The organism is Caballeronia sordidicola, assembly GCF_001544455.2.
Lineage (GTDB): Bacteria > Pseudomonadota > Gammaproteobacteria > Burkholderiales > Burkholderiaceae > Caballeronia > Caballeronia sordidicola.
In genome coordinates this window covers 61,762-83,631 of record NZ_FCOC02000007.1, presented here as the reverse complement: position 1 = coordinate 83,631, position 21,870 = coordinate 61,762, and the positions used below count along the sequence as shown (strand labels likewise).

Below are 21,870 nucleotides of genomic sequence, written 5' to 3'. Positions count from 1 at the left end.
TCAGATTGGCTCGACGCTTACATTCCGCTCATCGCATGACACCGGCGGGTCTTCGTCCTGCTAACGCTCAATACTGATTCCGCGTGGCGCGGCCGGCTTACAAGCCGGTCCGCTCACGCAAGCGCCGCTGCTTTGGTTCTTATTGCGGCTTCACATGCAGGTCGTTCTTGACGGACTGCACGCCTTCTACTCCACGCGCGACCGAAACCGCCTTCTGAATCTGATTCGGCGAGTCCACGAAACCCGACAACAGCACTTCGCTCCGATACGTCTTGACGCTCACCGACAATGACTTCAGGCCTGGATCTTCCAGCAGCGCCGTTTTCACCTTCGTGGTCAGCGCGGTATCGGTGGTGTATTCGCCGGCCGATTCATGGGTAGGCGTCGACGAACATCCGGCGGTAATGGCAATCGCGGGAACCGCGCAAACAGCAGCAAGGACAAGGCGGGCAAACGTGGCTTTGGTATTGGGCATTTTTTCTTGTGTCGGAAGTTGAAAAATTCCGCGCATACATTACGCGGTCATATCAATCAGAGCAGGTTTCATGCCATCAGTGTGTGGTAGACGAATCAGGTAGTTAGCAGCGCGCCTTGCATGTCGCGAGAGGTTTCTATCGTAATTTAGAGATACGGAGCGGTAAAGTTTGCCTGAATTGGCAAGAATGTTCAGCAAAAAGAAAAAGCGCCCTTTGGGGCGCTTTTTCTAACTTCCGACGCGGCGCTAGATGCGCTGCAACGCCTATGCGCGGCTGCGATACTCGTTCGTGCGCGTATCGATTTCGATCTTGTCGCCGATATTGCAGAAAAGCGGTACTTGCAGTTCGAAACCCGTGGTGAGCTTGGCCGTCTTCAGCACCTTGCCCGACGAGGTATCGCCCTTCACAGCCGGTTCCGTGTAGATGATCTCGCGCACCAGCGTGGTCGGCAGTTCGACCGAGATGGCTTTCTCGTTGTAGAACACCACTTCGCACGGCATGCCGTCTTCGAGGTAGTGCAGGGCGTCGCCCATCATGTCGGCTTCGACTTCGAACTGGTTGTAGTCCGCGTCCATGAACACGTACATGGGATCGGCGAAATACGAGTACGTCACTTCCTTGCGGTCGAGCTGGACGACGTCGAACTTGTCGTCCGCCTTGTACACCGATTCCATGTTGCCTGCGGAGAGCAGGTTACGGAACTTCATTTTCACGACGGCCGAATTGCGGCCGGATTTGTTGTATTCGGCTTTCTGCACGACCATGGCATCGCTGCCGATCATCACGACGTTGCCGACGCGGAGTTCTTGTGCGGTCTTCATATTGAAAAACTGTCCTGTACGAAAATGTGAGCCTGATCGCTGCGGTGTTGGCGGCCGGCTTTGAGAGTTGGATGCTGCGGATATCCTGCCTATTCCATCCCACGCCATACCGCGCGCCTGGGCGCTTTTCACCCATCCACCGTGGAATCCGCCCGGAACCGTGCGCCGCTTGTGCCTTCGCTGTGCCTTGCACGTGTTCCGAACTGTAAGCCGTTGGATAACCGCTTATTTTAACTGAGATTTCGCGTATTCCGCCAGATTTCCAGCCAGATCGCCGATGCGCGCCAGTTCTTGCGCCCAATCGGCGGCGCGCTGCTCCAGAACCTCGCGATACCCCCAGAAATCGGACCAGTCGGGCGTGCCCACGCCGTTCCAGGCATGCCAGAACCGTTCCAGCGACGTTCGCGCCCCATCCGGCAAGCCGTTTGCGTAGTGCGCGAGCGCGGCGTCGAGCTTCGGCAGATGCGCGTCGTCGGCCTGCGGATAAATATGCCAGACGAAAGGTTTTTGCGCCCATTGCGCCCGCACGAAGGAATCCTCGCCGCGCACGAAATTGATATCGGAGGCCCACAGCAAGGCGTCGAAGAGCGGCTGCTCGACAAAACCCAGCGCATAGGCCGTTATTGACCCGCTTTGCGCCTTCGATCCCGCCGCGAAACCACGCAATCCGAAAAAGCGTGCGACCGCGCCCGATATGCGCCCCTCCGGCACCAGCAAGACCACAGGCGCAGCGGAATCGCGCCACTGCTCCAGCAATAAATCGATGGCTGGATTTTCATACGCGAACAGCGAGATGACGGTCGTTGCGGATTCGGGCGCGGCAGTACCGACACGTTCCTGCCACCACGCCTCGCGCTGGAATGTCTCGCGCGCGGTATCGAGTGCGCGTTCCTTCAGCACGCCGCCCGTTCCCGCGCCGAGGCCCGGAAAGAAAAACGTCTTGTTGATCGCATAACGAGGATGCGGCGACGGCCGCAAGTGGAAATCCGCGACCCAGTCCTCGGCGCTCAGGTATTCCAGGTTCAGCCATACAGGCTTGCGCTCGCGGCGTGCCATTGCGGTGACGTAGATGGCGGGCAACTCGCAGCCGAACGCTTCGATCACCACATCGGCGATCTGCAGCGTGTCGCCCGCGTGCGTGGGCGCATGCCAGTGCTCGATGATCACGCCCTCGGCCTCCTGGCGCGCGAGCGCAGCGTCCACGGCGGGACAGAGCGCGTGAAAGGCCTTGAGGTCATCGACGAAAAGGCGCACCTGCCAGCCATGCTCCGCCTTGAGCTGGCGCGCGAGCCGCCAGCAGACGCCGATATCGCCAAAGTTGTCGATGACTTCGCAAAAAATATCGCACGCGATATCGCTGGCGGTGTTGCTCGGGTGGCTCTCGTTACCGGCGAGCCCCGGAGAATGTTGCGATGAAGGCGGCATGAGTGCTTGAGCGGCGACGAACCGCTGATCGATGGTGAACAACGAGCCTGAGTGTGGTTTGCACTAAACTGGCATTTTTGAGGATAACGATTCGCGCGTCATGCGCGTTTTCAAGTCAACCGCGCCGGTCCAGAGGCCGCCAGACGAACTCCCCGCATATCATTCCTGCATGACCGAATCCGACGTTTTCGACCCTAAAAAGAACCTGGCCCAGTTGCCGCACCTGCCGGGCGTGTACCGCTACTACGACGAAAACGGCAACGTGCTGTACGTCGGGAAAGCGCGCGACCTGAAAAAGCGTGTGTCGAGCTATTTTACGAAGACGCTGCTTTCGCCGCGCATCGCGATGATGGTGACGCGGATTCGAAAGATAGAAACGACCGTCACACGATCCGAAGCAGAAGCGCTGTTGCTTGAGAATAATCTGATCAAGGCGCTCACGCCGCGTTACAACATCCTGTTTCGCGACGACAAGTCTTATCCCTATCTCAAGCTGACCGGGCACAAGTTTCCGCGCATGGCGTATTACCGCGGCAGCGTGGACAAGAAGAACCAATACTTTGGTCCGTTCCCGAGCGCCTGGGCCGTGCGCGAGAGTATCCAGATTTTGCAGCGCGTGTTCCAGCTGCGCACGTGCGAGGACTCCGTCTTCACCAATCGCACGCGGCCTTGCCTGCTGCATCAGATCGGACGATGCACGGGACCGTGCGTTGGTTTGATCGATGAAGAAGATTACGCGCGCGATGTGTCGAACGCATCGCGTTTCCTGCTTGGGCGGCAGGGCGAAGTGATGAAGGAACTCGAGCAGAAAATGCACGCGTTCGCCGCCGATCTCAAGTTCGAGCAGGCCGCCGCCGTGCGCAACCAAATGAGCTCGCTTTCCACCGTGCTGCATCAGCAGGCGATAGAAGTGGGCGGTGACAACGACGTCGATATCCTCGCGGTCGCGGCGCTGGGCGGCAAGGTCTGCGTGAACCTCGCGATGGTGCGCGGTGGCCGTCATCTCGGCGACAAGGCGTATTTCCCGACGCATGTCGAAGCAGCGCTGGCCATAGAAGACGCCATGCCTGAGGACATGGCCGACGGGTTGGACGATGACGACATCGCGGAGAGCGCCGGCCATATCGTCATCGAGCAAGTGGACGCGAACGCCGGCGAAATCGCATTGCCGCCCGGCACGCTTGCGTCGATGGAACAGGACTTCGAGGCGCATGCGACGACCGGCGAGATGCAGGATGACATTGCGGAAACAGGCGCGGCGCAGCCGGATCAGGCCACCGAATCACAGCGCCAGGGCGCGCTCGAGGCTGAAGTGCTGGAGGCGTTCATCGCGCAGCATTACATTGGTAATCGCGTGCCGCCGGTGCTGGTCGTGAGCCACGCGCCGGCCAATCGCGAACTCGTGGATTTGTTGATGGAGCAAGCCGGGCACAAGGTCACGCTGTTGCGTCAGCCGCAGGGACAAAAGCGCGTGTGGCTGTCCATGGCCGAATCCAACGCGAAGCTCGCCCTTGCGCGGCTGTTGTCCGAACAAGGTTCGCAACAGGCGCGCACGCGCTCGCTCGCGGATACGCTGAGCCTCGAGATGGCCGATCTCGCGCAGTTGCGCATCGAATGTTTCGACATCAGCCACACCATGGGCGAGGCCACGCAGGCATCGTGCGTGGTGTATCACCATCACAAGATGCAGACGGCGGAATACCGTCGCTACAACATCACCGGCATCACGCCCGGCGACGATTACGCCGCGATGCGCCAGGTCCTCACGCGCCGTTACGAGAAGATGGTCGCGCAAGCCGCGGCGCGTGCTTCGGATGAACCGGTTGAACTGGACCCGTCCGAAGCGCCGCAATCGGACGCCGCCGATGTTGCCGAACCCACGCCGCCGGGCGGCCGCCTGCCGAATATCGTGTTGATCGATGGTGGCAAGGGGCAGGTCGAGATCGCGCGGCAAGTCTTCGCCGAACTGGGGCTCGACCGCAGCATGCTGGTTGGCGTGGCGAAAGGAGAAGGGCGTAAGGTGGGTCTTGAAACCCTGATTTTCGCCGATACCCGCACGCCGCTTGAACTCGGCAAGGAAAGCGCGGCGCTGATGCTGGTCGCGCAGATCCGCGACGAAGCGCATCGGTTCGCAATTACCGGCATGCGCGCGAAGCGGGCGAAGACGCGGCAGACGTCGCGGCTCGAAGAGCTCGAGGGCATTGGTGCAAAACGGCGTCAGCGGCTGCTGTCGCGCTTTGGCGGATTGCGCGGCGTGCAGGCGGCGAGCGTGGAAGATCTCGCGAGCGTGGAAGGGATATCGCAGGCGCTGGCCGAGCAGATCTACCGGCAGTTGCATTGAACGCAACGTCCGGACGTCCGGCCCGTCGGCTTGTGACATATAAGTCGACGCGGCACAATGGCACCTCTCAATAAGAGTCACGCCCATGCCGTTTAATTTTCCGATTTTCCTGACGTGGCTGCGAATCGTGCTGATTCCGCTCGTCGTGGGCGTCTTCTATTTGCCGGACATGATGATGAGCCCGGACCATCGCAACCTGGTCGGCATGGTCATCTTCGTGCTCGCCGCGCTGACCGACTGGCTTGATGGCTATATGGCGCGCAAGCTCAACCAGACATCGGCGTTCGGTGCGTTTCTCGACCCCGTGGCCGACAAGCTCATGGTCACCGCCGCGTTGCTGATCCTCGTGCAACTGATGCGGCTGAACGCAGTGATCGCGCTGGTCATAGTAGGACGCGAGATCACGATTTCAGCGTTGCGGGAATGGATGGCGCAGATCGGGGCATCGAAGAGCGTGGCCGTGAATTCGCTTGGCAAATTCAAGACCGTTTGCCAGATGGTTGCAATTCCCATGTTGCTGTTCTACGGGCCGCTCAAGATTGCGGGCACGCCTGTCGTTATCGATACGCGCGTGTGGGGTCTTTGGTTGATCTATGTTGCCGCGTTCCTCACGGTCTGGTCTATGCTCTATTACATGAAACTCGCATGGCCGCAGATTCGTGAGCGCGGCGGCATGCTGTGATCGATGGATGACATAGTTGATTACGGCGAAAAGTGATGGGGCACATACAAAGCTCTTGACACTAAAGTTGGGCTTCTCCATAATCTCGTTTCTGTCGGATGCACGCGAAACAAAACATCGCAACGCAGCGTCTGATGAAGTACAAAAGCAGTAAATTGGCAGAAGAAGTCGGCAAGATGCGGGAGTAGCTCAGCTGGTAGAGCGCAACCTTGCCAAGGTTGAGGTCGCGAGTTCGAGCCTCGTCTCCCGCTCCAGATTCAGAGGTTGCTGGCAATGGTAAGCCGGTAGCTGGCAGTACAGTGCAAGGCAAGATGCGGGAGTAGCTCAGCTGGTAGAGCGCAACCTTGCCAAGGTTGAGGTCGCGAGTTCGAGCCTCGTCTCCCGCTCCACTAAAGGGGAAGCCAAGCTTCCCTTTTTGTTTGGTGGCCCGGAAAGTTCACGTAGTCCCCGCTTCTGGCGCGATAGCAAAGCGGTTATGCAGCGGCCTGCAAAGCCGTTTAGGCCGGTTCGACTCCGGCTCGCGCCTCCAGGATTCAAAAAGAAAAAGCCCTGACTTGGTCGGGGCTTTTCTTTTTGATATGGCGTCTGCAAGCCATCCGCGGGCATCGAAACTTCTTCAAGTGAGACGCATCCATGACCAACCTCTACTCTGAATTCGATTGGCGCTGGGCCTCGTTCAACGAACTTGACGCATTCGATGTTTACACCGTGCTCGCGGCCCGCAGCGAAGTGTTCGTAATCGAGCAACAGTGCTTGTATGCCGACATAGACGGTCAGGATACCGATGCATGGCATCTGCTTGTGCTTGGTCAAACGACCCACGCTGAACTCGCCGGCTATCTGCGCGTCCTTCCGCCCGATGAAACCGGCGACGTTCGCATCGGACGGGTTCTCACTCGGGCGCCGTTTCGGGGTATCGGGTTAGGCCAGGCCATGCTCGAACGCACGCTCGAGCACATTGCGCAGCAATGGCCCGGGCGCGCCATTCGTCTGCACGCCCAGGCTCACTTGCAGCGCTTCTACGCGAGTTCCGGCTTCGAACCCATCTCGGACGTTCATCTCGAGGACGACATTCCGCATATCTGGATGCGCCGCGAAGCCGGCCCGCGCTAGGACGTCGAATCGATCACACGGCGCAGATCGCTCGCGATGTTATCGATGGAATCAATTTCGGTCGCGAGCAGGCGCGCGTGGCCGTGGGTATCGAAGATATAGACGGCCGAACTGTGCGTGACGTCGTAAGCCCCCGACGGATCGCGCTTCTCCATCTGATAAGCCACGCGATACCGCTTCGCCAGCCCCTCAATTTCCCCATCCGTACCCGTCAGCCCGATTGCATGTTCGGCGTCGAACGCACGCACGTATTCGTGCAGGGCAGCGGCCGTATCGCGTGCGGGATCAACGGTGATGAATGCAATGCGCGTGTTCTTAGCGTCGGGTCCGAGCTTCTGCAAGACCTGCATCAGCCGCGCCATCGTTTCCGGGCAGACATCCGGGCAGTGCGTGTAGCCAAAGTAGACGATCGTGGTCTTGCCGGCGAACGACTGGCCGGTGGCGGGTTTGCCGGTATCGTCGGTCAGATGGAAGTCAAGGTCGGGAAGGTGGCCACTGACGTCGGTCAGTTTCCAGGGCGTAGTGTCGGGATGCGAGCACGCGGCAAGCGCGGCGCTGAAAACCAGCGCGGCAAGCAAGGCGGGCAGGCGGCCGCGGCGTTGAAACTGGAACCAGGAAGGCATGTGCAACTCGGACAAAGTGGATGCATGAAGGCGGCAGACCGGATGATTCGTCACAAGATGTTTCGCGACGTCATGCGGGGCCGACTTTATCTCAGAATAGAGGGCCTTGCTGTGCGCTTGCTGTCCCGCGCGCACGTTCGAGACGTTTTGCCGCAGACTGGCGGATCACCGGCTTGCGAATCCATTTTGCGGGCGTGCGGCTTGCAAGGACGTCCGGATGCAGCGGCAAAGCGCGGTAACATGCGCACACTTTTCCGGTCCGTCACGGCTTAAAGGCAGATATCGATGCAAAACCTTCCTGAAAAACTCCCGCTCGCCGAGACCGCTTTTTTCTTCGACTTCGACGGCACGCTCGTCGAACTCGCTTCCACGCCCGATGGCGTTGTGGTCTCGCCGGCCGTACCTCCCATCCTGGACGCCTTGCGTCGTGCGACCAACGGCGCGGTGGCGATCGTGTCGGGACGCGGGATCGACAGCATCGACTCGTTTCTCAATATGCCGGATATTCCGGTCGCCGGTCTTCACGGCGCCGAGCGCCGCGATTCGAACGCGGACGTGCATCGCGTGGGATTCAACGACGAACGCCTGATGCGCATGGAACACGTGCTCGAAAACGTGATGAAGGCGAATCCCGGCATGCTGCTGGAGATCAAGGGCGCTGCGCTCGCGCTGCACTACCGCAACGCGCCGGATCGCGGCCCGGCGGCGCGCGAGGCGACGGAGAAACTCGTCGCCCAATACGCCGATGCCTACGTACTGCAGCCCGGCAAGATGGTCTACGAGATCAAGCCAAAGGACGTCGATAAAGGCCGCGCAGTGCGTGCGTTTCTCGAGGAACCGCCGTTTACGGGCCGCCGCCCGGTGTTTGTGGGCGACGATCTGACCGATGAAAAAGGCTTCGCGGTCGTGAACGAACGCAACGGCCTGTCGATCAAGGTGGGCGCGGGCGATACGCTCGCGCATGCGCGTCTGGAATCAGTCGGTGCGCTGATTGCGTGGCTGCAAGGCGTAGCCGGCATTCAAGGAATCCGTTCGTGAGCCGCCTGATCATTGTTTCGAACCGCGTCGCGCCAATCTCCGAAGGCGGCCCCGCGGCGGGCGGCCTTGCAGTCGGCGTGTACGACGCGCTCAAGGAAACCGGCGGCATGTGGTTCGGCTGGAGCGGCGACGTGGTGGCCGAAGCGCCCGAAGCCATCAAGCTCGAAGAGCGTGGGCGCGTGACGTTTGCGACCATCGGGCTCGCGCAGCGTGACTACGACCAGTATTACCGCGGATTTTCAAACGCCACGCTTTGGCCCGCGTTTCACTATCGGCCGGATCTGATCCAGTTCGATCGCGATGAATTCGAAGGCTATTGCCGCGTGAACCGATGGCTCGCGAAGCAACTCGCCCCGCTGCTCAGACCCGACGATGTCATTTGGGTCCACGACTATCATCTGATCCCGTTTGCGCAGGCGCTGCGGGACGAGGGCGTGACCAATCGCATCGGCTTCTTCCTGCACATTCCGTTTCCAGCGTCGCAGGTTCTGCTGAGCGTGCCGCGTCATCGCGTGCTGGCCGCGGCGTTGTGTTCCTACGATCTTCTCGGCTTCCAGACCGCGCCGGATTTGCGCGCGTTTTGCGATTACATCGAGACGGAGGCGAACGGCACGGTCACGCGCATTGCGGGCGAGCCGAATGCCGTGAGCGCCTTTGGCAAGACGTTGCGGGCGGGCGCTTATCCAATCGGCGTGTATCCCGATGAAATCGCCGCGCTTGCCAAGGACGGCGAAAGCGGGCGAGAAGTGCAGACCGTGAAGACCACGCTGCGCGACCGCAAGCTGATCATGAGCGTGGACCGCCTGGATTATTCGAAGGGTCTGGTCGAGCGCTTTCGCGCGTTCGAAAAGCTGCTGGAATTCGAGCCTGCGCAGCGCAATAACGTTTCGTTCGTGCAGATCGCGCCGCCCACGCGCGCCGACATGGACACCTACAAGGACATCCGCCTGCAACTGGAAGCGGAATCCGGGCGCATCAACGGCCGGTACGCGGAATTGGACTGGACGCCGATCCGCTACATCCACCGGCAGTACGAGCGCCCCGTGCTCGCCGCGCTCTTTCACGCGTCGCATGTGGGTTTTGTCACGCCTTTGCGCGACGGCATGAACCTCGTCGCCAAGGAATACGTCGCGGCGCAAGATCCGGACGATCCAGGCGTATTGGTCTTGTCGCAATTCGCTGGGGCGGCGCAGGAACTGAACGGCGCGCTGATTGTGAATCCCCTCGATATCGCCGGCATGGCCGATGCACTGGCCACGGCTCTCGCCATGCCATTGGCCGAACGCCGCGCCCGCCATGCCGAAATGTTCACGCAACTTCGCGAGAACAACGTTTCGGTCTGGCGCGACAATTTCATGCGCGACCTTCAGGCATGACATAAAAAAAATCCGCTTCGGTATGAAAACCGAAGCGGATTTTTCGAAGCGTGAACGGTTGGTAGAAGCCCGTTACGTTTGTTCGGCCTTGGCGGCGATCTGCTGCGAGGGCATGGTGGTTGGCGGCAACTTGCCGTGCTGCTTGGACAACAATTCCCGATACAACCCCGGACGATCCCGCAATTGCTGCGGCGATCCGTCGTCAATCACCTTGCCCGCGCTCATCACGATGATCCGGTCGAAGCCCTGCAGCGTCGACAGCCGGTGCGCAATCGCGATCACCGTACGGCCGACCATCAGCCGGTCGAGCGCTTGCTGAATGGCTTCCTCGGAGGAACTATCGAGCGCGGAAGTGGCTTCATCGAGCAGCAGGATGGGCGCGTTCTTCAGAATCGCGCGGGCGATGGCAATCCGCTGGCGCTGGCCGCCCGACAACTTCACGCCCCGGTCGCCGACGATGGTATCGAACCCTTCCGGCATGGCTTCGATGAAATCCGTGCAGCGCGCTTCGCGAGCCGCCGCCAGCACTTCTTCCCGCGTGGCTTCGGGCCGGCCATACGCAATGTTCTCGTACACCGTCCGATGAAACAGCGAGATATCCTGCGGAACGAGCGCGATGGAAAGCCGCAGGCTGTCTTGTGTAATCAGCGAAATATCCTGTCCGTCGACCTTGATCGCGCCGCCTTGCGCTTCATAGAAGCGTTGCAGCAGCGCGAGCACAGTGGATTTCCCCGCGCCCGACTTGCCGATCAGCCCGACGCGCTGACCCGGCTCAATGTGCAGGTTGAATTTATCGAGAATCGGACGGCGTCGCGGATAAGCGAATGTCACCTCTTCGAAGTCGACGCGGCCGCCTTGCGGCACAAGTTCAGTGGCATCCGACCGGTCCGGCATGCCGTGCGGTTCGAGCAGCGTTTGCACGGCTTCCGAAAGACGTGCGACGTGCTGAGTGACGTCCACCAGCGCTACGGCAAGATCCCGCGTGCCGTGAAGGATGGTGAAGCCGAGCGAGCTGACCAGCACGATGTCGCCGGAAGTCGCCTGGCCTTTCGACCACAGCCACAGCGCCCAGCCGAGCAGTCCTGCAGACAGGATTGCCGTGACCACCGCATGGAACAGCCGCAATTTTTCGAGATATAGCAAGCTTTGCTGGCGCGCGACCATCTCGGCCTTGACCGTCGAGCCAAAGCGCTTTTGCTCGCGAAAGGTCATGCCGAACGCACGCACGAGCGCCATGTTGCCGATGACATCGACGAGTTCGCCGTCAACCGAAGCCGCCTTCGACGCAAACGTGTGATGCCGCGCCGAGCCTCGCCCTGCAAGCCGGTACAGCACAAAAGCGAGAATGGCGGAGGCGAGCAACAGTCCGCCGGCCATCAGCGGATTGACCGCAACGATCATGAAGATCGCGCCGATCACCGCGATGCACGGTGGCAACACGTTCCACGCCATGGTGTTTTCAGCGGTGTAGATCGCGTTCGATGTCGCCGTGATCCGGCTCGCCAGCATGCCGGGCTGCTTTTCGGAGAAATAGGTTGGCGAATGGCCGCTCAGATATGAAAAAAGATCGCGCCGCAAGTCGCCCGTCACCACGACGAACGCATGCGCGCCGACCCAGCCGCCAACCCGCCATAGCAGGTTATCGGCGGCGATCAGGCCGACCAGGATCATGAACGCAGCCCAAAGCGGGCCGGGATGGCCGCGGCCCTGGCCGAGCACATCGATCAAATGCTTGATCGCGTACTGCGAGGCGAGCGCGCAACCAACGGCGGCCAGCACGCTGACCAGCACAATGGTATGAGCGACAGGATGCCGGCGGATGTAACGGAACAGGAACGCAAGCGGGCGATGCGCATAGCTCGCTAGCTTCGCGTTGTGTACGTTACGCTGGGAGACTGTGAGTTGGTCCAATTGGTCGTTTTAGGTCGAGTAGAGCGGTTGAGCGCGGTGCTTCGCTGTCGCCACAAGCAGGGCGCGTCGGGCAGTCCCCGGCAATCCAGCCAAAGCCGCACAGCGACAAGGTTGAATTGTAGCCAGTGTAGCGAGCCAAATCGTCTCGTGTAGGCCTTTCCGTGGCACTTATCCATCAGAACAGGCGCAATTTCAGCGAAAGCGGGCCGGTTTGACGGATACCGATGCCCGGCGGCGACGGAACTTGTGCAACGTTCGCCGCTTGGCGCGAATGACTTGCCATCGTTCGCCTGGTTGCCCGGCGAACGGCCGAATACTTCCTGTAACTTCCTGCGCAGGGTATGAGCACGTGGCGGTCCCGCTGTGGGCGAAATCGCGTTGGTCGACATGACAGGCCAGGTCGCGCCGGTCATTGCGGGCTGGCGAAATCATGGCGAGGTTGTTCCCCGGATATTTCCGGGGTGCTTTGCGAACTGTTCGTACAATGTAGAACATCCTTGATAAACAAGGGCTTGCAAAGTGTATTCGACGCTGTAACAACGTAAATAAGTTGAAATGTGGGCTTGAAAGCTGTGTAAAAACCTCGATACTTCGTGCGGGTTTCCCCTTAGATTTTTTGACAGCTTCTTGTAGGTTCCGGTCAACGGCCCCGCAGGTTGTGCGTTTATCGCTAGGTGCGCCGGTTTTACGAGATGGACCCGATCTTGCTCTTTGGGATCACCCTCGGAAACAGACGCCTGAAGCAAAAGGGCTGATGGCTCAATATTCGAGTACGCCGAAACACCAAAGCAACAGCGAAGCATCGCAGTTTTTTCTCGTGCTTCCGGCCATTTCACTGGACAACCAGCATGGTGCCGGGCCCGGGTGGGCGATTCGCTTGATTAAACATGACCGATGCCAAGCGCATCAATTTGCCTGACATTATTAGGAGTTTTCGACATGCGAATCGCTCAAATCGCGCCTCTCCACGAAGCCGTTCCCCCGAAGTTCTACGGCGGCACGGAGCGCGTGGTGTCCTATCTGACCGAAGCCCTGGTTGAGGCCGGTCACGACGTCACGCTGTTCGCGAGCGGTGATTCGCAAACGTCCGCGAAACTCGAAGCGTTCTGGCCGCAAGCGCTGCGCCTCGATCCGACCATTCGCGACACCATGGCGCCGCACATGTTGCTGCTGGAAGAAGTGCGCCGTCGCGCCGACGAATTCGACGTGCTGCATTTCCACATCGACTATTACCCGTTTTCGCTGTTCTCGCGCCAGCCCGTACCGTTCCTGACGACCATGCATGGCCGTCTCGACCTGCCGGAACTGCAGCCGATCTTCAGCACGTTCAACGAAGCGCCCGTCGTCTCGATCTCGGACAACCAGCGCCAGCCGCTGCCGCAAGCCAACTGGCTCTCGACGGTCTATCACGGCCTGCCGGAAAACCTGCTGACGCCGGTTCCCAACGTGCAGCCGGGTTATCTGGCGTTCCTCGGCCGTATCTCGCCGGAAAAGCGCGTTGACCGGGCAATTCGTATTGCCGGCGCAGCGGGCATGAAGATCAAGATCGCCGCAAAGATCGATAACGCCGACCGCGCCTATTACGAAGAGCAGATCAAGCCGTTGTTCGCGCTGCCGCATGTTGAATATGTGGGCGAAATCAACGAGCAGCAGAAGACGGAGTTCCTCGGCAACGCGCACGCGCTGTTGTTCCCGATCGACTGGCCGGAGCCGTTCGGTCTCGTGATGATCGAAGCCATGGCGTGTGGTACGCCGGTCATCGCGTTCAATCGTGGTTCAGTGCCGGAAGTGATCGAAAACGGTGTGTCGGGTTTTGTCGTGGAAGATGAACTCAGCGCAATCGCCGCTGTGAAGCGCCTTCATACGCTGCCGCGCGCCAAGGTGCGCCAGGCGTTCGAAACGCGTTTTTCGTCGAAGGTCATGGCGGCCCGCTACGTCCAGACCTACGAGGAACTGCTCCGCACGAAGCGCCGCACCGTGCTGCGCGAAGTCAACGCCAGCTAAGTCCGGGCTTCATGCGCGTCACCCACGCGCGTGACCGAACAACGCCCCGTGCGCCGTCAGGCGCGCGGGGCGTTGTTGTTTTGACACACTGTAAGTCCAGGCTGCATGGGTTATCGGCGGGTTGGAGGGGCAAGCCTCATGGCAGCTTCGACATTCTCCCTATAATGTGCTGGCTTTATCGAAAGCGGGCGAAACTGGCGGAAATGGACGGTTGAACGTGGACGTTCCAACAAGGATCACATTGCGCGCCGGCAAATATTTGAATCGTGCGAACGGGGACAGTTGTGAACAGGAGCGAAGTTTTGGCGAGAACGAAGCAAAATAGTGCGAGACCGGCACCGGTCGCGGCGGCTGCGGGCGCGGGCACCGTCTTCGCACTGCGCGCGATCGGACTCGTGCTCGTCGCGCGCTGGATGTTCTCGATGTCGCAAATGGGCTATTTGTCGTCCATGCGTGCGATGACTTCCTCGCCGTGGGCTTGCATCAACCTTGTTCTCCTGTTCCTCTTGTTGTTCCTTCCGGGGGCGCGGGCTCGTGCTGAACGGCCGCTTCATCCGTTGCCGCAATGGTTGCGGCAGGCGTTGCGCCTGCTCGCGCTGTTGAGTTTTGTGTTCGCTGTCTGGTCGGTCGGCTTTTTCACGTGGACCGCCGGTTGGAAAAGCGCCTTGCACGCGCTTGCGCAAACCAACGGCTGGCTGCTCGTCGCACCCGCGCTCTATGCCGTGGTGCTGTGGATTTGCCGGCCGCGCGCGCTCTGGCGCTCGAATTTCGCCGCGCGCAGATTCGCTATTGGCCGCTATGCCATTTCCATCGATAACACTACCCGCACCGCCGTGGTCTGGGCCGAAAGCCGCAAGCTCGGTCAGTACGACGCGCGGGAGTTGTCGGTGAAGTGGCCGGACGGTTTCAAGTCGTCCGACAGCTCCGGTAGTTCTGGTGGCGATAGCGAAACGGTCAGTACCGCGACGCCCGCAAAGCGCGGTGTGTTCGGACGCGCCGCACGCGCCAGAATGGAGTTGCTGTGGGATTCACCTGCGGCCGCCGGGCATAACCGCAAGACTGTTTTCCGCACGCCGCTCAGCAGCGAAGGCGATCGGAAGGCGGCGCGGGCGCTGGAGGTTTCATTGGGGCAAAGCCTGAACTAGCGCACATCTCGGCTTGCCGGTTCAATGTTTGATTGGCCAAGGAGAACGCATGCTCGCTCAATGGGGTCTCGCAGCCATTCACTTGCTGGCGTTTGGATTTGCGCTTGCATCGGTTTTCGGCCGGGCGAGGGCGCTGCGTCAGCTTGATCCCGCCAGTTCCCTTAACGCCAATTCCGCGCGCCTCAAACAGGTTTTTCGCGCCGACAACATCTGGGGCGTCGCTGCACTGATCCTGCTGGTGACAGGCGCGACGCGCGCGTTCGGCGGTTTCGAAAAAGGAAGTGCTTATTATCTTCACGAGCCGCTTTTCCATCTGAAAATGACAGCGCTTGTGCTGATTCTCTTGATCGAAATCTCGCCGATGATGGCGTTGATCAAATGGCGGATGGGCGTTGGACGTGGCGCCGCAATCGATCTTGGCAAGGCACGCAAATACGCCGCAATGAGCGATGCAGAGGCCGGCCTGATTATCGTGATGGTGATTGCCGCAACTGGAATGGCGCGCGGGATTTGGGCGGGGTGAAGTTCGCAATGCGCGGCGCCCCAAAGAAAAAGCCCTCGAGCTTGCGCCGAGGGCTTTTTTCAACGCGATGCAGACTCAACCGCAAAATCCTGGTGGGTGGTACAGGGATTGAACCTGTGACCCCTGCCGTGTGAAGGCAGTGCTCTACCGCTGAGCTAACCACCCGAAGAGCTTTGGATTATGTCAGAGCGCCGCCGTTTCGTAAAGTGATTCCTCCGGTGCTTCAATAATTATGTTCGCCGGTTCAAGGCGTGACCGAAACTTCAACATCGATAACCGTTTCGATTCTCCAGACGCTCGTGCCCTTGACCGCTTTATCGAGATCATCGAGGGCGGCGAGATGCGCGCTCAATTCTTCCTCCGACGCCATCAGCACCGGCAACTGCAAATCATCGAGCGCAATGCGCGGCGCATGTCCAGGACCGGACACAGGCATTTCGCCAAGCATGTCGATGACCAGACTTTCCTGGCCGCGCGTCATGGCCAGATAAACTTCCGCGAGCAACTCCGAGTCGAGCAACGCGCCATGCAGCGTCCGGTGCGCATTGCTGATGCCAAAGCGGTCGCATAACGCATCGAGTGAATTGCGTTTGCCGGGAAACATCTGCTTCGCCTGTACGAGCGTATCGATCACGCCGCCGCACACGTCCTTCACGCAGGGCATGCCGAGGAGCGCGAATTCGACGTCCATGAAGCCGACGTCGAACGGGGCGTTGTGGATAATCAGTTCGGCGCCCGCCACGAAATCACGCAACTCGGCGGCAATGTCGGCGAAGCGGGGTTTATCGCTGAGAAATTCCGTTGTGAGGCCGTGCACCGCGAGCGCGCCCGGGTCGCTGTCGCGTCCCGGATTCACGTAAAAGTGCAGGTTGTTGCCGGTGAGCCGTCGATTCACAAGCTCAACACAGCCAATTTCAATAATGCGGTCGCCCGTGCGGGCATTGAGGCCGGTTGTTTCGGTATCGAGTACGAGTTGGCGCATAGAAATAAAAATTATCCTTCCGCGAGTGAGGTCACGCCGCGATTCGCGAGCGCGTCGGCGCGTTCATTTTCCGGATGGCCGGCATGGCCTTTCACCCAGCGCCATTCAATCTGATGCTGGACCACCAGCGCGTCGAGCCGTTTCCAGAGATCCGCGTTCTTGACAGGCGTTTTAGCGGCCGTCATCCAGTTTTTCTTTTTCCACCCGTGAATCCATTCGCTGATGCCTTTCTGCACATATTGCGAATCGGTGTGGATCACAACGCGGCACGGGCGTTTGAGCGCCTCGAGCGCCGAAATCACGCCCATCAGTTCCATGCGGTTGTTGGTTGTCGGCGTTTCGCCGCCGAACAATTCCTTTTCCTGGTCACCAAAGCGCAGCAGCGCGCCCCAGCCACCCGGACCGGGATTGCCCTTGCAAGCGCCGTCGGTATAGATGTCGATTACTTTGTCGCTGGCAGTTTGTGTCATCAATGCTCGTTGCGTGTGTGCGGCGTGGCGACCGGGGCCAGGCCCGGCGCGAGGGCGGTTTTTTTCAGCTTGCGCGGTCCGATCAGGCGCATGCCGCGCACGCGTTTGATGGCGGTGATCATGTAGGCGGCGCCGAAGATCGGCCACCAGCGGTCGCCGGCGGCTTCCATGAACTGATAGCGCGCGAGCCACTGATCGGTGAGAAGAGGCGGACGATAACAGCCGAAGCGCCCGCGTTCAAGATCGAATCCGAGCAGCTTGATCCAGTCCTTGATCCGCGTGAACGCGATCATTTCATGCGCGGACGGCACGAACGGCTTGCCGGCGACCTTGCCGAGCGATTGCCGCGCGCCCCACAAGCTGAGCGAATTGAAACCGAGAATGATCAACTGGCCCTCGGGCATCAGCACGCGTTCGGCTTCGCGCAACAAGCGGTGCGGATCGCTCGTGAATTCGAGCGTATGCGGCATGACGAGCAAATCGACGCTCTGCGCCTCGAACGGCAAGTCCAGCAGGTCACACCACACGGCGCTGCGCCCCTCTGGCGCGTGCAAACCACGGCTAGCCGATGGCAGCGCGGTCACGCCCGGCCGTACGTCAGCGGAAGCGGGCGGCGGGAGCGTGAAAGGCGCGCTGGCGGCGCTGGCGGTATCGAGCACGAGGCCGCGATACGGCATGCGATTCTCGCGCAATGCGTCGAGTCCGGGGAGACCCAGCTGCAGCGCGTGATAGCCAAAAATATCCGATACCACTCGGTCGAGCTGCGCCTGCTCCCAGTCGAGCACATAGCGGCCGGGCGCGGAGAGCGTCCAGGCGGGCCAGTCTATAATCGTTCGCTCTGACATGTTCGGGTGAGTCGCCTTATGAAAACGCTTGAGTACGTGCCGGTTCCGGCGTTTGAAGACAACTACATCTGGGTGATTTCCGACGGCCAGGATGCCGTCGTGGTCGACCCGGGCGACGCCGCGCCGGTCGACGCCTATCTGACGAAGCGCGGCTTGCGGCTGGCTGCTATTTTACTCACGCACCACCATCACGACCACGTCGGCGGCGTTGCGAAGCTGCTCGTTAGCCATTCGGCCGAGGGTGAAATCCCGGTGACCGGCCCGGCCAGCGAGAAGATCGACCATCTGACGCGGCGCGTGAAGCAGGGCGATATCGTCAGTATTGCGAGTCCGGCGCTGGAATTTTCGGTGATCGACGTGCCGGGGCATACGGCCGGGCATATCGCGTATTTCCAGGCGGCAGACCCGCAGGGTACGCCCCATCTATTCTGTGGCGACACACTTTTTGCAAGCGGCTGTGGCCGGCTCTTTGAAGGCACGCCAGAGCAAATGCTGAATTCCCTTGATGCGCTCGCCGCGCTTCCAGACGCGACGCGCGTTCATTGTGCGCATGAATATACGTTGTCGAACATCCGCTTTGCGCGCGCGGCAGATCCCGATAATCCTGCGCTCGCCGCATGGCAAAAAGAAGCGGAAAGCCTGCGCGCCCGCCATCGGCCGACCATTCCCACCACGCTTTCGCACGAACGCCAGGCCAATCCGTTCCTTCGTGTCGATAATGAAAAAGTCCAGGCCACGCTTGCTGCACAATTCAATCGCCCAGTGCATGATCGGCTTGATGCGTTCACACTCATGCGCGGCTGGAAGGACAAATTTCGCTGACCCGCGTAGCCCTGCGGATATCTTCATCTGAAACGTTGAAAAGCTTTGCAGAGCCCGGATTTTGCTATGTTTTTTGCATTTATATTGACGTAAAGAGTGCGGTTCCGTACTATCGGGTCCAAATTTCCAAGCACATTTTTTGGAATCCGAGACGTTCATGCGATTGATTTTTAGCGCGCTACTCGTCCTGACTTTGGCTGCATGTGCCAGCCAGGGACCGACAGCGACCAATTCCCTATCTTCACTCCCTTCCGCCCAGAAGCAGCAAGCCGTAGCCGACACCATTCGCAAGACTGCCGCCGCCCGCGAAACGATCAACGTCGACAAGACATCAGTCGATTCGCTTTCCGGACCTGATGGCGACTTGTGGGGCCGTATCCGCCGTGGTTTCCAGATTCCCGATCTGCAAAGCGACCTCGTCGACATGCAGGTGAGCTGGTACGCGCAACGCCCGGATTACGTCGAGCGCATGACGGGGCGGTCGCAAAAATACCTGTATCACATTGTCGAGGAACTCGAACAGCGGCACATGCCGACCGAGCTCGCGTTGCTGCCATTCATCGAATCCGCCTATAACCCGCAGGCGCTTTCCGTGGCGAAGGCCGCCGGCATGTGGCAGTTCGTGCCGGGCACCGGCCGCGACTACAACCTGAAGCAGAACATGTTTCAGGATGAGCGGCGCGACGTGCTGGCGTCGACGAGCGCGGCGCTCGATTACCTGTCGCGGCTTCATGACATGTTCGGCGACTGGCATCTGGCGCTCGCCGCGTATAACTGGGGCGAGGGCAGCGTGCAGCGCGCGATCGCGAAGAACGAGGCGCTTGGTTTGCCCACGGACTACCAAAGCCTGCGCATGCCCAATGAAACGCGCAACTACGTGCCGAAGCTGCAGGCCGTGAAAAACATCATCGCGAATCCGCAGATGTATGGCCTCACATTGCCGGATATTCCGAACCACCCGTATTTCGTGACCGTGACCACGGCGCGCGACATCGACGTGACCATGGCCGCCCGGCTCGCGGGCATGACGGTGGAGGAGTTTCGTTCGCTGAATCCGTCGTTTGCGAAGCCGGTGATCCTGGGCGCGACCAATCCGCAAATCCTGCTTCCTTTCGACAACGCCAACGCCTTCCAGAAAAACCTGAAGTCGTATTCGGGCGCGTTGTCGTCGTGGACCACTTATACGGTGAGCGAACGTGCGACGCCTGCTGTTATCGCGCAGAAAATCGGCGTGGACCCGGATACGCTGATGTCCGTGAACCGGATTCCGGCGGGCATGCGGCTGAAGGCGGGATCGACCATCGTGGTGCCGCGCGGCGATGACGACGACGAGGACATCAGCGCCGACGTCGCCGAAAGCGCCATGCTTGCCGTCGAACCCGATGTCCCGGATACGCGCAAGATGCTGATTCGCGTGCGCCGCGCGCAGTCCATGTCGACCTTCGCCGATCGATACAACGTCTCGGTCGGGCAGTTGAAGGGCTGGAACCGGACGCATCGCGATTCGGTGTTGCCAGGCCAGGTGATGGTGTTGCATGTGCCGGTTGGCCGTGCCGTGCCGGCGGAGCCGGGTCCGGTTCGCGTCGAGACGGTGAGCGTGACGAGCCGGACGAAGGGCGGCGTGACGAAGATCGGCACGCACGCACCGCAATCGAAGGGCGTTTCGTCGCGTAATGCCAAGGGCAGCGCCGCGCCAGCCAAGGTGACGCGCGTTGCCGAGAAAACCAGTGCGCCGGCGAAAGCGAAGCCGATAGCGGTCAAGCCGGTCGCGGCGGCGTCGAAAAGCACGAAGACCGGCAAGGACAAAAAGAAATAACAAGCTGTCCACGCGGTCAAGAATCCACGCCGTCACCAAGGTGACGGCGTTTTCATTTGGGCGCGCACGTTAAACTGCCGCTTCAAATTCTATAAAGCCCCTGCGCTGCACATGACGTCCTCCGCCAGCCTTCGCGTGTTCTTCCTGTTCTCGGCCGGATACTTTGTTTCGTACGTGTTCCGTGGCGTAAACCTGGGCTTCGCCCCGTACATCACACATGATCTCGGGCTGTCGGCGGCCGATCTTGGCTTGCTTACATCGCTGTATTTTCTTGGTTTTGCCGCCGCGCAGATTCCCGTCGGCATGTTGCTCGACCGCTTTGGTCCACGCCGCGTCACGGCCGGCATGCTGCTTTTCGCGGCTCTCGGGATTGGCGTGTTTGGCGCGGCGCGGGGTATCGGCGGCATGATGGCGGGGCGCTTGCTGATCGGCGTTGGCGTGTCGGTGTGCATGAGCGCGGCGTTCAAGGCGCTGGCGCAAATCCTTCCCGTCGCGCAATTGCCCATGGTCAATGGCCTGGTCATGGCGGTAGGCGGTCTGGGCGGCGTGGTCGTCGGTTCGCCGCTCGCCTTGCTGCTCGGCGTGACCGACTGGCGTCATATCTGCTTTGGGCTCGTTGTCATGACGCTCGCGGTGGCCGTGGCCATCTTCGTGTTCGCACCAGAACGCCGTGAAGGCGTGCATCGGAACACGGATATGCTCACGCAGTTCAAGGGCACGTGGCATATCTTGCGCAGTGGTACGTTCTGGAAGATTGCATCGTTTCCGGTGGTGACGCAGGGCGTTTTCTACGCCATGCAGTCGCTCTGGATCAGGCCCTATCTGCTTGATGTCATGAACCTCAGCGCCGAATACGCAGCAGTGCTGGTATCGGTGCTCGGAATAGCAATGATGATCGGCTGCGTGAGTTTCGGCGCGGCGGCGCGCAGCCTGGCCAGACGCGGCGTCACCGTGTACGCCTTCTGCGGGTTCGGCATGGCGCTTTTCGTGCTCGTTCAGTTGCTGATGCTCGCACGGGCGCCGATTTCACCCGCGTTCCTGATTGCGTGCTACGGGATTTTCGGCGGGACGGGCATTCTGAGCTACGCCGTGATGGCCGAATACTTTCCGACGCACATGATCGGCCGGGCTCACAGCACGTTGACACTCGTGCTGTTCATCCTGATCTTCGGCCTGCAGGTCGGAATCGGCGCAATGCTGTCGCACTGGCCTGCGCAAGCCGGGCGCTATCCAGTCGTTGCGCACTTGAGCGTGTGGGGCGTGCTGATCGCACTGCAGATCGCAAGCGCCATCTGGTATGCATTGCCAGGCAGCGTTCTCGAAAAACACCGGGGCATGGCGTCTTAGCTGCGCGAAGGCCGCCGGGTATGGCTTGAGTACAGGGCCTGGAACGCGTCTTGCATACGGCGCGTCTCAAATTTGAAGGGAAGGGCTATTTCGGGCTATAATTCGAAGGT

At 60.3% G+C, this 21,870-nt stretch carries 19 protein-coding genes and 4 tRNA genes; 14 read left to right on the top strand and 9 right to left on the bottom strand.

Annotated features, from left to right (window positions below):
- Window positions 1-139 precede the first annotated feature (139 nt).
- The 3 genes from AWB64_RS13880 to earP form a co-directional block, all read right to left on the bottom strand.
- Window positions 140-475, bottom strand: coding sequence for a BON domain-containing protein (locus tag AWB64_RS13880; protein WP_060856149.1), 336 nt, complete (start codon window positions 473-475; stop codon window positions 140-142).
- Window positions 476-739: 264 nt separating this feature from the next.
- Window positions 740-1,297: an elongation factor P gene (gene efp / locus AWB64_RS13875; RefSeq protein WP_060856008.1), complete on the bottom strand. Its 558-nt coding sequence runs from the start codon at window positions 1,295-1,297 to the stop codon at window positions 740-742.
- 225 nt (window positions 1,298-1,522) lie between these two features.
- The gene (gene earP, locus AWB64_RS13870) at window positions 1,523-2,722 is read right to left on the bottom strand and encodes an elongation factor P maturation arginine rhamnosyltransferase EarP (protein ID WP_082850490.1); all 1,200 of its coding nucleotides are present in this window, start codon (window positions 2,720-2,722) and stop codon (window positions 1,523-1,525) included.
- 169 nt (window positions 2,723-2,891) lie between these two features.
- Between earP and uvrC the strand changes: the two genes are divergently transcribed.
- The 6 genes from uvrC to AWB64_RS13840 all read left to right on the top strand — a co-directional run bounded on the left by uvrC (window position 2,892) and on the right by AWB64_RS13840 (window position 6,858).
- Entirely contained in the window at window positions 2,892-5,063 is a 2,172-nt protein-coding gene (gene uvrC / locus AWB64_RS13865) for an excinuclease ABC subunit UvrC (protein ID WP_060856147.1), read from the top strand.
- A gap of 85 nt (window positions 5,064-5,148) precedes the next feature.
- On the top strand, window positions 5,149-5,745 hold the full coding sequence (gene pgsA / locus AWB64_RS13860) for a CDP-diacylglycerol--glycerol-3-phosphate 3-phosphatidyltransferase (RefSeq protein WP_060819787.1): 597 nt from the start codon (window positions 5,149-5,151) through the stop codon (window positions 5,743-5,745).
- A gap of 178 nt (window positions 5,746-5,923) precedes the next feature.
- A tRNA-Gly gene (locus AWB64_RS13855) sits at window positions 5,924-5,999 on the top strand.
- Window positions 6,000-6,058: 59 nt separating this feature from the next.
- Window positions 6,059-6,134: transfer RNA gene (locus AWB64_RS13850), tRNA-Gly, on the top strand.
- 66 nt (window positions 6,135-6,200) lie between these two features.
- A tRNA-Cys gene (locus tag AWB64_RS13845) sits at window positions 6,201-6,274 on the top strand.
- A gap of 104 nt (window positions 6,275-6,378) precedes the next feature.
- Window positions 6,379-6,858, top strand: a complete 480-nt coding sequence (locus AWB64_RS13840) for a GNAT family N-acetyltransferase (protein ID WP_060819785.1) — start codon at window positions 6,379-6,381, stop codon at window positions 6,856-6,858.
- Here the strand turns inward: AWB64_RS13840 and AWB64_RS13835 are convergent.
- Window positions 6,855-7,481, bottom strand: coding sequence for an SCO family protein (locus AWB64_RS13835; protein ID WP_060856146.1), 627 nt, complete (start codon window positions 7,479-7,481; stop codon window positions 6,855-6,857). The two genes, AWB64_RS13840 and AWB64_RS13835, sit on opposite strands and share 4 nt — an antisense overlap.
- A gap of 285 nt (window positions 7,482-7,766) precedes the next feature.
- On the opposite strand from AWB64_RS13835, the gene otsB reads away from it, so the two are divergent.
- Both otsB and otsA read left to right on the top strand, forming a co-directional pair.
- Window positions 7,767-8,519, top strand: coding sequence for a trehalose-phosphatase (otsB, locus tag AWB64_RS13830; protein WP_060819784.1), 753 nt, complete (start codon window positions 7,767-7,769; stop codon window positions 8,517-8,519).
- Window positions 8,516-9,895 (top strand): alpha,alpha-trehalose-phosphate synthase (UDP-forming), encoded by a 1,380-nt coding sequence (otsA, locus tag AWB64_RS13825; protein ID WP_060819782.1) that lies wholly within the window; start codon window positions 8,516-8,518, stop codon window positions 9,893-9,895. Before otsB ends, otsA begins: the two co-directional genes overlap by 4 nt.
- Before the next feature lie 72 nt (window positions 9,896-9,967).
- Here the strand turns inward: otsA and AWB64_RS13820 are convergent, their stop codons facing one another.
- The gene (locus AWB64_RS13820) at window positions 9,968-11,806 is read right to left on the bottom strand and encodes an ABC transporter ATP-binding protein (RefSeq protein ID WP_060819780.1); all 1,839 of its coding nucleotides are present in this window, start codon (window positions 11,804-11,806) and stop codon (window positions 9,968-9,970) included.
- Window positions 11,807-12,745: 939 nt separating this feature from the next.
- Between AWB64_RS13820 and AWB64_RS13815 the strand changes: the two genes are divergently transcribed.
- The 3 genes from AWB64_RS13815 (at window position 12,746) to AWB64_RS13805 (ending at window position 15,478) form a co-directional block, all read left to right on the top strand.
- Entirely contained in the window at window positions 12,746-13,810 is a 1,065-nt protein-coding gene (locus AWB64_RS13815; RefSeq protein WP_060819778.1) for a glycosyltransferase family 4 protein, read from the top strand.
- A 302-nt stretch (window positions 13,811-14,112) separates the two neighbouring features.
- Complete coding sequence (locus AWB64_RS13810; RefSeq protein ID WP_060819777.1) at window positions 14,113-14,955, top strand: hypothetical protein; 843 nt, start codon at window positions 14,113-14,115, stop codon at window positions 14,953-14,955.
- Window positions 14,956-15,004: 49 nt separating this feature from the next.
- A complete protein-coding gene (locus AWB64_RS13805) occupies window positions 15,005-15,478 on the top strand; it encodes a DUF2214 family protein (protein ID WP_060819776.1) in 474 nt (157 codons plus the stop codon).
- Window positions 15,479-15,568: 90 nt separating this feature from the next.
- Here the strand turns inward: AWB64_RS13805 and AWB64_RS13800 are convergent.
- The 4 genes from AWB64_RS13800 to AWB64_RS13785 all read right to left on the bottom strand — a co-directional run bounded on the left by AWB64_RS13800 (window position 15,569) and on the right by AWB64_RS13785 (window position 17,775).
- A tRNA-Val gene (locus tag AWB64_RS13800) sits at window positions 15,569-15,643 on the bottom strand.
- 79 nt (window positions 15,644-15,722) lie between these two features.
- Window positions 15,723-16,460: a DNA polymerase III subunit epsilon gene (gene dnaQ, locus AWB64_RS13795; RefSeq protein WP_060819775.1), complete on the bottom strand. Its 738-nt coding sequence runs from the start codon at window positions 16,458-16,460 to the stop codon at window positions 15,723-15,725.
- 11 nt (window positions 16,461-16,471) lie between these two features.
- Entirely contained in the window at window positions 16,472-16,930 is a 459-nt protein-coding gene (gene rnhA / locus AWB64_RS13790; protein ID WP_060819773.1) for a ribonuclease HI, read from the bottom strand.
- Window positions 16,930-17,775: a class I SAM-dependent methyltransferase gene (locus AWB64_RS13785; RefSeq protein ID WP_060819771.1), complete on the bottom strand. Its 846-nt coding sequence runs from the start codon at window positions 17,773-17,775 to the stop codon at window positions 16,930-16,932. Before AWB64_RS13785 ends, rnhA begins: the two co-directional genes overlap by 1 nt.
- An 18-nt stretch (window positions 17,776-17,793) precedes the next feature.
- Here AWB64_RS13785 and gloB point away from each other — a divergent pair, with 18 nt between their 5' ends.
- From gloB to AWB64_RS13770, 3 genes are all read left to right on the top strand, one after another.
- Window positions 17,794-18,597 (top strand): hydroxyacylglutathione hydrolase, encoded by an 804-nt coding sequence (gene gloB, locus AWB64_RS13780; RefSeq protein ID WP_060819769.1) that lies wholly within the window; start codon window positions 17,794-17,796, stop codon window positions 18,595-18,597.
- A gap of 157 nt (window positions 18,598-18,754) precedes the next feature.
- The gene (locus AWB64_RS13775; RefSeq protein WP_060819767.1) at window positions 18,755-20,413 is read left to right on the top strand and encodes a transglycosylase SLT domain-containing protein; all 1,659 of its coding nucleotides are present in this window, start codon (window positions 18,755-18,757) and stop codon (window positions 20,411-20,413) included.
- Window positions 20,414-20,524: 111 nt separating this feature from the next.
- Window positions 20,525-21,760: an MFS transporter gene (locus AWB64_RS13770; protein ID WP_060819766.1), complete on the top strand. Its 1,236-nt coding sequence runs from the start codon at window positions 20,525-20,527 to the stop codon at window positions 21,758-21,760.
- The last annotated feature ends 110 nt before the right edge of the window (window positions 21,761-21,870 follow it).

Coding starts and splice junctions, on each gene's coding strand:
- AWB64_RS13770 (WP_060819766.1), top strand. CDS start 20,525: ATGACGTCCTCCGCCAGCCTTCGCGTGTTCTTCCTGTTCTCGGCCGGA.
- efp (WP_060856008.1), bottom strand. CDS start 1,297: ATGAAGACCGCACAAGAACTCCGCGTCGGCAACGTCGTGATGATCGGC.
- uvrC (WP_060856147.1), top strand. CDS start 2,892: ATGACCGAATCCGACGTTTTCGACCCTAAAAAGAACCTGGCCCAGTTG.
- pgsA (WP_060819787.1), top strand. CDS start 5,149: ATGCCGTTTAATTTTCCGATTTTCCTGACGTGGCTGCGAATCGTGCTG.
- AWB64_RS13775 (WP_060819767.1), top strand. CDS start 18,755: ATGCGATTGATTTTTAGCGCGCTACTCGTCCTGACTTTGGCTGCATGT.
- AWB64_RS13815 (WP_060819778.1), top strand. CDS start 12,746: ATGCGAATCGCTCAAATCGCGCCTCTCCACGAAGCCGTTCCCCCGAAG.
- AWB64_RS13840 (WP_060819785.1), top strand. CDS start 6,379: ATGACCAACCTCTACTCTGAATTCGATTGGCGCTGGGCCTCGTTCAAC.
- gloB (WP_060819769.1), top strand. CDS start 17,794: ATGAAAACGCTTGAGTACGTGCCGGTTCCGGCGTTTGAAGACAACTAC.
- AWB64_RS13805 (WP_060819776.1), top strand. CDS start 15,005: ATGCTCGCTCAATGGGGTCTCGCAGCCATTCACTTGCTGGCGTTTGGA.
- dnaQ (WP_060819775.1), bottom strand. CDS start 16,460: ATGCGCCAACTCGTACTCGATACCGAAACAACCGGCCTCAATGCCCGC.
- AWB64_RS13835 (WP_060856146.1), bottom strand. CDS start 7,481: ATGCCTTCCTGGTTCCAGTTTCAACGCCGCGGCCGCCTGCCCGCCTTG.
- rnhA (WP_060819773.1), bottom strand. CDS start 16,930: ATGACACAAACTGCCAGCGACAAAGTAATCGACATCTATACCGACGGC.
- earP (WP_082850490.1), bottom strand. CDS start 2,722: ATGCCGCCTTCATCGCAACATTCTCCGGGGCTCGCCGGTAACGAGAGC.
- AWB64_RS13785 (WP_060819771.1), bottom strand. CDS start 17,775: ATGTCAGAGCGAACGATTATAGACTGGCCCGCCTGGACGCTCTCCGCG.
- AWB64_RS13880 (WP_060856149.1), bottom strand. CDS start 475: ATGCCCAATACCAAAGCCACGTTTGCCCGCCTTGTCCTTGCTGCTGTT.
- otsB (WP_060819784.1), top strand. CDS start 7,767: ATGCAAAACCTTCCTGAAAAACTCCCGCTCGCCGAGACCGCTTTTTTC.